4 protein-coding genes are annotated in these 11,803 nt (G+C 66.9%); 1 reads left to right on the top strand and 3 read right to left on the bottom strand.

Features of this window, described 5'->3' with window-relative positions:
* Positions 1-166: 166 nt before the first annotated feature.
* Positions 167-763 carry a DUF6461 domain-containing protein gene (locus tag ACZ4UU_RS44780; RefSeq protein WP_471909220.1) on the bottom strand — a complete coding sequence of 199 codons (597 nt, stop codon included), beginning with the start codon at positions 761-763 and terminating at the stop codon, positions 167-169.
* Between the two features lie 97 nt (positions 764-860).
* The gene (locus tag ACZ4UU_RS44785; protein WP_471909217.1) at positions 861-9,539 is read right to left on the bottom strand and encodes a golvesin C-terminal-like domain-containing protein; all 8,679 of its coding nucleotides are present in this window, start codon (positions 9,537-9,539) and stop codon (positions 861-863) included.
* Between the two features lie 333 nt (positions 9,540-9,872).
* Between ACZ4UU_RS44785 and ACZ4UU_RS44790 the strand changes: the two genes are divergently transcribed.
* Entirely contained in the window at positions 9,873-10,502 is a 630-nt protein-coding gene (locus ACZ4UU_RS44790; RefSeq protein WP_471909218.1) for a hypothetical protein, read from the top strand.
* A gap of 125 nt (positions 10,503-10,627) precedes the next feature.
* Here ACZ4UU_RS44790 and ACZ4UU_RS44795 read toward each other — a convergent pair whose 3' ends face one another.
* Positions 10,628-11,737, bottom strand: a complete 1,110-nt coding sequence (locus tag ACZ4UU_RS44795) for an alkaline phosphatase PhoX (RefSeq protein WP_471909219.1) — start codon at positions 11,735-11,737, stop codon at positions 10,628-10,630.
* Positions 11,738-11,803: the final 66 nt, after the last annotated feature.

Below are 11,803 nucleotides of genomic sequence, written 5' to 3' on the forward strand. Positions count from 1 at the left end.
GCGATGTGCCCTGAGAGTGCCCTGACGGCATGGAAAACGGCTGACTTCCCTGGTCAGGAAGTCAGCCGTACACCCTGTGCGGGGGTGCCGCCCTCTCACGCATCGTCTGCGGAGGCTCGCCATTCGGCCGCGATGCAAGCGTCGTCAACGACGCTCTCGCCTCCCGTCAGGGGATATCCCAGTACGACGTACCCGCATACCTCGCGGCGGAAGGGAGCTCCACGGTCATCAGGGGCTCACTGAACCAGGACCGCTGAACCGTGACCCCCATGACTTTCTCCGCAAGAGCAAGGATGTTCACGCCCCACCGGCCCTCTGCATCGAGAAGCCCGTCGCACCAGGATGTCCTCCAGCGAGGGTCATCGGCGCGAAGTGAATTCACCGGCCCGTCGTGCTCTTCGTACACGACCAGGTCGCCGTCGACCGCATAGTGGACGCTGTCGGCCCCGTTCACATCGAAACGCACGCTGAAACATCGACCACCTCGCGACAAATCACGGACAACACCGGGAACTGCCGCGACGTATCCGACGCTTTCAATTGTGTAGGCGGTACTCCCCACTTGCCCGACGCCGACAAATTCGGAATCGTCGGCCAACTCCACGGCCTCCAGAGCCGTCAGGCTCCGCGTCGCAACGGGATCTCCGCCCAGACGTCGGATCACCTCGTCACGGTCGACACCCTCGATGAGGGAAATCGTCGGGACAATGTAATCCTCCTCCAGTTCGGAAATCCAGGAGAATTCTCCGCCAACGCCTGCCATGATCACCTCGGAATGGAATATGAGAACGGGTCCGCGAGGAGTTACCCTACGGACCCGTTCAAAGTGAGTCAATCAGCCTCGAGAGTCGGCCGCCGCATTACCCTGCGACCCAGTTACCGTTCTGTTGACTGACGTTGATGGTCCACACAAGGAAGGGATCTCCTCGCTTCATGCGATTCCGTCTGAGGAACGCACTCATGTCCCTGCCCTGCTGATCGTTCTCCCACTTGGGTACTCCCATCACCTGCGCACCCAAACCGCCTTGGTAGGTGGAGGCGAACGGGTACTCGTCACAGGAGTCAGGCCCGGCCCACACCGCCTTGCACCCAGCGAACTCGCGGTTCAGGTCGGCCGCGCCCTTGTCCCTCATGGTGTGCAGGAGCCACGGCTTTCCGCTCGCGATGGCGGACGCGTCGTTGATCGCGATCTTGGGCGTCCTCTTGCCGTCGACCACGAACACCGGGAGATCGCGGCATTCCTGCTCGCTCCTGCCGTGATCCTCCTGGCATGCTTCCACGGCCTCGTCCCACTGCGGCGCGGTCAGTCCCTTCGGCACCGGCTGCGGCGCCTGCTCCGGCTGGTCGTCGCCACCACTGTCGCCGTCCACACGCGGAGTGCGGGGCCCCTCGTTCCGCGGCTCGTCGTCCCCGAAGAGACGTCCGATACCTCGGACCGTGTCGACCAGCCGCTGGCCTCGGGCCGCGATGTCCTCGGCGGCGTCCTCGAGATCGGTGCCCAGCTGGCCACCGTCCGTCTGGGTGCTGGTCGCCGCCGCGGCCACGACCGCGACGACCGCGACGACCGCGACGACCGCCAAGAGGGCGAAGTGGCCGTCGATTTCGGTGAAGCTCACCGGGTTGCCGCCGGTGAAGGCGTATCTGCTCCCGGTGAAGGGGTCCATTCCCAGGTTCATGTCGGCGAGGGCGCCGTTGTACATGTCCCTGGTGGTGAAGCGGTTGAGACCCGGGTCGTAGTCGCGGAAGCCCATGTCGTAGGTGCCGGACCGGGCGTCCCAGCGCTTGGCGTTGAAGCGGTACGGGTTGTAGACCTCCTTGGTGGGGTCACCGGCATCGGGCTTGTCGATGCCGGTGAACTCGGCGTCGTCGTTGGAGCCGTAGGCGGTGTAGCCGTAGGTGGCCCTGGTGTCGCCGTTGGCGTCGGTCAGCGTCTCGACATCGGTGTGGCCGTTGTAGCCGTAGTAGCTGTCTTCCACCGTGCCGTCGGTGTTGTGCTTGACCTGGGACAGACGCTCACCCCAGGGGCTGTACTGGTACGACTTGGTGAGCTGCCCCGCGACCTCCTCGCCCAGGATCTCGTTCGACAGACCGAGGTAGTTGAAGGTGGTCGTCTTGCCGTCGGCAGTCTTGGTGGCGGTGCGGTCGAGCGGATCGAAGGTGAAGGAGGTCGTCTCCATCACGCCGTCCGAGCCTCTCTTCTGAGCCTCGATGACATGGTCGAAGCCGTCGTAGACGCTTCGCTCCACGACCTCGCCGCCCGAGGTGACGGAGTCCTGACGCCCGAACGGGTCGTAGTTGTACTGGAACGCCGTCCCTCCCGCCGACGAGCTCAGCAGCCGGTTCCGGTCGTATGTGTACGTCGTGGCTGTGCCCTTGACGGTCTGGCTGACCACGTTGGCGTTGTCGTCGTGAACGTACGTGTCCGTGCTCGCGCCGTTGCCTGTCTTGACCGACCTGGAGAGCCGGTTCGCGGGGTCGTAGGTGTAGTCCGTGGTGGAGTCGAGGTACGCCGCGTGGTTGTCGGCGTTCATCTTCCTCGCCACGTCCTGCGTCCTGTTCCCGTTGGGATCGTAGGCGTAGGTGTGCGAGGCGACGAGGATGTCGTTCGCCTTCCTCTCCGAGGTGCTCTTCAGCGCGCCGTCGAGGTAGTACGTGTGGTCGACGGTGTTGCCGTTGGCCTTGGTCTCCTTCAGCTTCTGGCCGCGGTCGGTGTAGGTGTACGACGTGACCTTGGGCGAGCTGTCCGTGGCCGTCCTGCCGACCGAGACCGTGTCGACCAGCTCGCGCAGGTCGTAGGTGTACCTGGAGAACTGGTCGGGATGAGTGACCGTCTCCGGCTGGCCGTTGGCGTCGTAGGTGTACGACGTCGCGTTCTTCTCCTGGCCGGCCAGCGCCTCGGTGACCTTCTGAACCTGGTTCAGGCCGGTGTAGGTGACCGTGTAGGCGTCGATCTTCGCGCTGGAGGACGTGTCGTCGACCGTCGTCAGGTTGCCGTTGGCGTCGTAGGCGTAGGCGAACGTCCGCTTCTCGTTGTCGGTCTCCGAGCCGGTGTCCCGTACCAGCTTGACGCTGTCGGCGACCACGACTCCAGCGCTGTTCTGGAACAACTGGAGCTTGGCCGAGTTGCCCTGGGTGAACGTGTACGAGCCGAGCGAGACCCAGGTGCCGGTGCCCGCGTTCTGGTCCTTGGCCACGTCCACCGTGCCGGTGGAGTGCGTGACGGTGTACTTCGCGGCCGTGGCGGCGCCGGTCACCTTCGGGTACTTCACGTACGCGGTGTACGTGCCGTCCCTGGGGATGTTCAGCGTCCAGGTGAAGGCGTCGGTGCCTGTGCCCGCGGCATGGGTGCGGTGATCGTAGCCCTGCTGGCCGGCGATGTCTCCCGTGGCCCAGGTGCCGGTGGACGAGGTGTTCTGGGTGTCGGAGTTGTCCACCAGGACGACCGACTTGCCGACGGGGACACCGTCGTCCGACTTGGACTTGAGCTTGCCGTCCGGGTAGAACGACCACGTCATGGTGCGGTTCGAGGAACCGCCTGCCGAGGTGAGCGTACGGGCCGTCTGCTGGCCCAGATCGTTGTAGTCGTACGTGGTGACGATGTCCCACGGGTCGGTGGAAGACTTCGCCCAGCCGTTGTCGAAGTAGCTGTGGACGGTGTCGTTGCGGACGGACTGCCCCTCGGACGGCGGCAGCGATGTCCTGACCACCCGGCCCACTGCGTCGTACACCGTCTGCGTGTAGACATTCGGGCTGTTGTAGCGGCCATCCGCCGGGTCGTACGGCTGGAACTGCTTCACCGGGCGGTTCAGCGCGTCGTACTCGGTACGCGCGGTGAACGCCTCCGTCGTCCCGGCCGCCACGGCCCTCGGCGTGAGCACCTTGGTGACGTTGCCGACATGGTCGTACTCGTATTTCGTCGTCCGGTAGGTGATCGAGGTGGTGCCGGAGTGCGGGACCTTGACCTCGGTCTTCTTACCCCGCTCGTCATAGACGACCGTCGTCGTGTTGTTCTCGGCGTCGGTCTCCGAGACGACGAGCGAGTCCTTGTCGTACGCCCGCTTCCTCACCTTGCCCGCGGCATCCGTGACGGTGACGGCCCGGTGGTTCAGGTCGTAGGCGGTCTTGGTGGTGTAGTCGTTGGTGTCCGCGGTGGCGTTCTTCTTCGGATCCACCACCTTCGTGACGTTGCCGACGATGTCGTACGTGTAGGAGATCGTGTCTCCCTCCGCGTTCACCACGGACACGAGCTGGTCGATCTCGTCGAAATTGTTGGTGGTGACGTAGTCGTCCGGGTCAGCCGAGGTCAGCGTTCCCTTCGGCTCCACCGTCGTCCTGAGGTTTCCGACCTTGTCGTAGGTGTAGGTCCACCTCCGCTCCGCCGACGTCGCCGTGTCCATGGGCGCCGTTGCCGAGGTGATCTGGTCTGCCGCGTCATACACCGCGGTCGAGACCGCACCGTTCGGAGCCGTGGACCGGGTGACGTTGTCGTTGGCGTCGTAGACCGGTGCCGGTGTGGTGATCAGGTCACCTGCGGCCTGGACCTTGGGGACGGTCCTGACCAGGGGACGGCCGTAGGTGTCGTACGTCTGCGTGGTCTTCGTGCCGAGGGCGTCGGTGACCTCGGTGACCTGGCCGCGCTCGTCGTAGACGTACTTCGTGGACTTGTTCAGCGCGTCGGTGATGGTGGCCGGGTATCCGGTGGGGCCGAAGTCGCTGTTCGTTGTCGGGTTGCCGTTGGCGTCGGTCACCCTGGTCGGCTGGCCGTAGGCGTCGTAGTCGTACGAGGTGGTGTAGTCACCCGCCGTCGTGGTGGCGACGCCCTTGGGGTCGGTGACCGTCTTCAGGTTGCCGAAGATGTCGTAGCCGAACTGCCACTTGCGACCCTCTGGTGAGGTCTTGGCGGACAGATCGGCGGAGTAGCCGTCGGCGCGGGTCTGGTAGGTGTACTGCGTGGAGTTCGCCGGGTAGGTGCCGGGCGCACAGTCCGAGGCCGACGGTACGCCGGTCTTGTTGTTCTCCGCGTCGCGCTGCCAGAGCGGGTAGCCGGTCTTCTGGTCGTAACAGTATGCGGTCTTGGCGCCGTTGGCCTCTTCCAGGTAGGTGACGTTGTTGTCCGCGTCCCACGACATCTTCGTGGTCTGCGACTTGGCGTTGGTCGTCTGGACCGGGCGGCCGAAGTCGTCCGTCACATAGGCGGTGGCGTGGTTCTCGGCGTCGGTGACCTTGGTGTCGGTGAACTTGGGGTTGGCGGCGTTGGGGGTGTAGGCGTAGCCCGCGACGCCCTGCAGACGGTCGGTGACCGTCTTCGTCCACCAGTGGTACTTCGGGTCGTCACCGGTCTGCGGCGCGTAATACGCCAGCGACGTACTGTTCCCGCGCGGGTCCGTGGCCTCGACCAGCTTGACGTTCTTGTTCCCCTGCGTGGCGTCGTAGGTGAACCGGAAGTCCTTCGGCTGGCTGGAGCCCACACCGTCGGTGAACTGACCCAGCAAGCCCTTCTCCGTGTAGTAGAAGGCGATCTTGCGGCCGGAGATGTCCGTCATGGACTTCACGTGGTCGTAGATCTTGGAGTTGGTCAGGTTCGAGCCCGTGACCCTCGCGCCCGTCTCGTCGACGTACTCGTAGGACGCGTCACCCTTCTCGTAGTGGTCGACGGTCAGCGACCGCCTGCCGGCCGGGTCGGTGATGTACGCGAGGAACTTGGTCGGCTTGTTGTTGGACTTGCGCTCCTCGTAGGTGAACGTCTGTGTGTTGCCGTTCTTGTCGACCGTCGACGTCATGTAGCCGTCGCAGCCGAAGAGGAAACGCGTACCGTCCGGACGGGTCAGCGTCCAGGCGTCCGGGACCGGGTCCTTGGTCGGCTTGCAGTCCAGGCCGGCCTTCATGGTGACGTGGTAGTGGACGCCCGCCGGAGCCTTCCACGTGTTGTCCTCCTGCTTGCGGAAGACGTGCGTGGTGCCGTCGCCGTCCGGGAGACGGATCTCGGTGGGGTTCGGGTTCGGGTGGAAGTCCAGCGGCGCACCCAGCCGGATCGGCCCGGCCGCCTGGAACGACCAGCCGTGACCGGCCACCGTGTCCGAGGTGTCCTGCGAGTTGTACGCGAACCGGGCGAAGGTGCTCAGGCCACGTCCCGGGTTCGAGAACGCGTTGTAGGACCAGACGCTGTTGCCCGCGGCCAGGTTGTTCATGACCGTCGAGCCGGCGCCGGTGTTCTTGCCCGTGTAGGAGTAGAACTTCTCCAGGCCGAGCTGGTTGGACGTCGGGTCCTCGACCGCCACGTTCTGCTTCAGCGCGGGGATGCCGCCGGTGCCCGCCGACAGCCAGGTGCCGTCGGAGATCCTGCGGACGTCCCAGCCGAGGACGTACTCGCCCCGCTTGTTGCCGGCATCCGAGTTGACCGGGGTCGACACCTGGGCCTGGATGGTGGCCGACTTGCCCGGCAGCAGGGCCGGGATCGCCGTGGCGAGCTGGTTGCCGCCCGTCGTCACGTCCGTGCCGTCGGGGAGCTTCCAGGTGTAGGACAGCTCCCGTTCGCCCGCGGCCCACTCCGAGGAGGTGGTGTTGGTGACCGTGAAGTCCACCGTGTAGGTGGTGTTCGGGGTCATCCGGGACGGGGTGGTGGGGGCGTAGTACGTCGACTGCGTGGTCGAGTCGACGTAGATGACCTGCATGTACGGGCGCAGCTGCGGGTCGGCGGTCTCCGCGGACAGGAACAGGGTGCGCTCCTGCGGGCCGGTGGACGTCTCGTCCTTCAGCTTGACCGCGACGCCCTTGTTGCCGGCCGGGTTCTCGACCCAGCTCTGCATCAGGCTGGTGGCGTCCCACCAGTGCCGGCCGACGTCGGCCATGTTCGCGACCGTGTCGGAGACGGCCGCGTTCATGTCACCGCCAGGGCTGGTCCAGGCGGTCGTGGACGTGGCGTTGTTCCATGTGGCGCTGGTTTCGGCGAAGTCCCGGGTCAGGGCGTGGAGTTCGTAGATCGCACCGGTGCTGCCCGTGGTGGTCTCCGCGCCCCACATGTACATCCGGTTGTCGAGCACCGTCGCGGTGGCCGGGATGTCGCTGGTGGGGAACTTCAGCACGGCGCGGGTCTTGCCGTAGGTGCCGGAGTTGTTGCCGACGCTCAGCCACTTCTGGCCGACGCCCCAGGACTGGATGGTGTCCTGGTTGGTGCTCGGCTGGGCGGAGGAGAGGGTGGTGTCGGTGACGCCGCCCTGGCTGCCCTGGATGATCTTCATCGTGCGGCCGGCCTTGGGGATGCCCACCACACGGGTCGGGGACCCGAGCAGGTCACCGTCCTCGGTTCTGACCGCGATCTGGTAGTAGTACGACTTCCCGATCTCGCTCGAGCTCGAGTCGGGCGTCGGGACCGCGGTGGTGTCGGTGTAGGCGGTGGCCGCCTTGTCGATCGGCGCGACCAGGGTCGCCGCGGACGGGGTGAAGTCCTGCTGCGTGGAGCGGTGCAGCTGGTACTCGACGATGTCCGCGCCCGTCTCGCCGCTGGTGTTCTTGTACGCCGGCCAGTGCAGCTCGGGGCCGGTGGAGTGCACGACGGTCGGCGAGTCGAGCGCGGTTCCGACGCGTCCCCAGGTGACGGTCAGACGCGGGATCGACGAGGTCTCGCCGCCGTAGGAGCCGTCACCGGCCTCGTAGCGGGGACCGCCGAGCGGGCCGGTGGACGACTCGTCCTTCGCCATCAGGACGAAGCCGTGGTTCGCGGTGCCGTTGACCCACTTCTGCACGGTTTCGGCGACCGGGAACTCGTGCCACTGGTTGTACTCGCCCGTGTTCTTGACGATCTGGGCGGGGTTCACCAGGCGCACCGCGTCCGCGAGGACCGCGGTCGAGGTGGAGGCCGGTCCGTCACCGAGGACGACCTTGCCGACCGTGCCCTTGGTGAACGGCAGCTGCGCGCCGCCGTTCAGCGAGGTCCACACACCGTTGGTGCCGGCCGACTGGTCGACGGTGAAGGTCTGGGTGCCGTCGCGGTGGGTCACCGTGTACGGGGCGTTGGTCGCCCGGTCGCCGGCCGCCACGTAGTGCACGTCGACGCGGTAGGTGGCCGTGTCGGTGACCTTCGGCTGCCAGGTGTACGTGTCCCCGGCGACCGCGTCCTTGTTGTAGTGGTAGTCCTGGCCGATCGCGTACTGCGTCAGCGACGAGCCGGACGCCGGCCAGACGCCGGTGGCGGCCGTGGTGCCCGCGTCGCCGTCGTCGGCCTGGACACTGGTGCCCGACAGCTCACCCACGAGGCCGCTGGTGTTGGACCAGGTGGCCGTCGACTCGTCCCAGGCGCCGGTCGCGCGGTGCGCCTCGATGGTGACGTCGTTGCCGTTGGTGGTGTGCGACTGGTCGAAGTAGACACCCAGCCGCGCGCCGTCGACCTTCACCCCGGCCGGAATCTCGTCCAGCGGGAACTTCAGCAGCGACCGGGCCTGGGCGCTGCTGGAGGTCTTGCCCACGGACAGATTCCACGACGAGTTGAAGTTCGTCGAGGCGGAATCGGACAGAACCATGGTGTCCTGCGAACCGGACGGCGAGGGCGCGACGGTGATCGTCGGGTCGACCACCACCGGGTACTGGCGCTCCTTCGCCGCCAGCCACTTCGCGTCCGGCGTGACGGTCAGCTTCCAGCCGTCCCCGTCACGGGTGAGCTTCTGGCTGACGGCGGCGCTGTACTCGTATCCGTACGGCGAGGACGCGTTCTTCTTCGCGTCCGTCATGTACGGGGCCGGAATAACCAGCACGGGGGTATTCGGCAGCTCGCCGAAGAACGCGATCGACCCGTCCTTGCGGGCCTTGGGCGTCAGGCCCTCGGTGTCCATCGTGAAGGTGAACGTCACTGGATGGGCGGGCCGCTCGGCCAGGACGATGTTCTCCTTCACCCGGCCGGGACCGACCTGGTAGGAGAGATCGGCGCCGTTGGCCGCACCCTTGTAGGTGACCGCGTTGCCCTGTGCCTGCGGCTTCAGGTTCTTCGCCGCGCCCGCGAGGCCGAGGGTGACCGACTGGCCGCCCTCAGCCGTCTCGAAGCGCAGCAGCTCCTTGGGGTCGGAGCCGAACCAGCTGCGGCCGGTGTTGGCCGTGTTGGCGAAGTCGAAACCCTTGGCCTTGGTCGCCCTGACCCGGGTGTCGATGCTCTTCCAGGACTTGGAGGCCTTGTCCTCGTACGAGGTCGGAGCGGCCGACAGTTCTGCCTCGACGCGGCCGTCGGAGAGCTGCCAGAAGCGGGCCGACGACGTCCGGCGGGACGTCAGTTCTTTGACCCGCTCAGCCTTCGGGTCGTTCTTTCCCTTGGCCGGCTTCTGCCGGTCGGCTATTCCGTGACTGCCGTAGGTGGGCGGCTCTTTGTTTTCCTTGTCGTCATCGTCGAACCATCCGGCGACGGTATCGACAATTGACTTTCCGTCGTCCTTCTCGGGTTCCGTTGGTGGGGCCGCATAAGCGACCTGCGGAAGTAGCGTGCCCGCCACTGCCGCGACCACCAGACAGGAGAGATATCTCCTGAATGGCACCTTCACGTCGCTGCCTTTCGACATCGGCGGCCAGCCCCGCCGCAGGCGAAACGGGCACGCCGAACGAGCCGGAGCGAAGGATTCCGCCCGGCTTGGAGCATGACTGCACCGCCGCCCACGAGCAGGCGAAAGGCCAGCTCACGGACGAAGCAGCGGATTATCGATTACTGGAGAGGCGTCACGTCAACCCCACGGACATTCAGGGCGAACGGACCCTGGAAACGCGGCCGGTCCGTACCTTTTATCCGGTCGCTCGCGTGGCGCGCTGGTCGTGGTGTATAACCGCCCGGTTCGACGTCAGCAGAATCGATCCGACTCACCGAAAGCCGGGCCCCGTTCATGTCATCCGAGGAATCCATGGAAAGCGCAGATCCGGAGCCGAAGTCCGACGGGACGCCGGACACGGAAACCGCGGAAACCGCGGAAACCGCGGCGGCCGGAGCGGAAACCCCCGGCGAAGAAGACGGCGAAGCAAACGGCGATGCGGAGAGCAGCGATGCGGAGAGCAGCGATGCGGAGACGAAGGGCAAGCGGACCGCGGACACCGGGACGGTGAACCAGAAGCCGGAAGAAGGCACGGGCGGTGGCCGTGCGGCGGTGGCGATCGCCGCCGCCCTGCTGCTCGCCTGCGGCGGCCTCGTCGGCTACGGCGTGCTCGACACCGAGGACGAACCGAAGGCGGCCCCCACCGTGCCGACCGCCGACGTGACGTATGAGGTCACCGGCGAGGGCCTGGTCGAGATCTCCTACCTCGCCCGCGGCGAGGACGGCGCGGCGACCGTCGTACGGGGCGCCGAACTACCGTGGCGGAAGACCGTCCAGGTGCCGCTGGGCAAGGCGCCGACCGTGGCGATCGTCCTCGGCGAGAAGGGCGGCCAGGCGGCCTGTACGCTCGCGATCCGCGGTCAGCACGTCCAGCGCGCCACCGCCATGGGCGAGTTCGGCCGGGCCACCTGTGCGGGCGAACTGCCTGCCGACGACAACTGATCAGCGCGTACAGCGGCGCCCGTGCCGCAGCCACAGTTCCGCCCGGTCACCCCCCCCGCTGGTGGTGTGTGAGGGGATGACCGTATGCCCGGCGACCGGTTGTGGAGGAGACCTGTCCGTGACCGCTAGGCGCGGAAGGGCCCCGTCACCTCATAAGTGATCCCGCCCGACGAACTCCCGCTGGTCCCCCGCTGGCTGGAGAAGTACAGCCGGCCGCCGTCCGGGGAGAACGCAGGGCCCGTGATCTCCGAGCCCGACTGGCCGTCGATCCGCAGGAACGGGGCGATGACGTCGTCCGGGGTGATGACGCAGATCTCCATGTTGCCGCCGTCCTCGGCGACGAACAGGTCGCCGGAGGAGGCGCCGGTGATGTTGTCGACGCCGGTGAGGGGAGCCGTGCCGGAGGTGACCAGGGAGTCGTCGTATGCCAGCTCGTAGGTGTTGGAGTTCAGGTTCAGCTGCCAGACCCGGTTGTCGCCCTTGGTCGTGAACCACACCGTGTCGTCGGCGTAGTGGCAGCCCTCGCCGCCGTTGAAGGACTTCGAGCCCGAGACCTGGGAGCGGGTGGCGGTCGGGGAGCCGTCCGGGTCGGGGACGTTCGCCCAGGTGAAGGAGCCGGACGCGGCGCTGCCCGCGACCATCACCTGCAGGGTGCCGGAGGACAGGTCGCCCCAGGTCGTCGGGACGAAGCGGTAGAAGCGGCCGTTCGTCTCGTCCTCGGTCAGGTAGATCACCTGGCGGACCGGGTCGGCGGCGGCCGCCTCGTGCTTGAAGCGGCCCATCGCGTCGCGGCGGACCGCGGCGGTCGTGCCCCAGGGGTCGGTCTCGTAGACGTAGCCGAGGGACACCTCCTCGCAGGACAGCCAGGTGTTCCACGGGGTCTTGCCGCCCGCGCAGTTCTGCCGGGTGGAGGACAGGATGCGGTACGCGGCCGTGATCGCGCCCGTCGAGGAGAACCTGACCGCGCTCGCACCGCCGGAGGGGTTGATCTCGGAGTTGGAGACGTAGATCCAGCCGCTGCCGTCGGCGTAACAGGCGCCGCCGTCAGGGGCGTTGTGCCAGGTGTACGACGTGCCGGTGACCGTCTGGCCGGAGCGGGCGATGACGCGGCTGGTGAAGCCGCCGGGGAGTCTGATGCCGTTGGCGTCGGGGGAGCCCGGTGCCCCGTAGGGGCCGGTGCCGGGCTGGGCCGGGGGGGGGGGGGGGGGGGCCCGCCCCCGAGGGCCCCCCCACACCGCCGAACCTACCACCCGCACAACAACAAACCCACAAAAAAAGCAGCCTCCTCCCCCCCCCCACAA

The organism is Streptomyces sp. NPDC028907, from assembly GCF_055564995.1.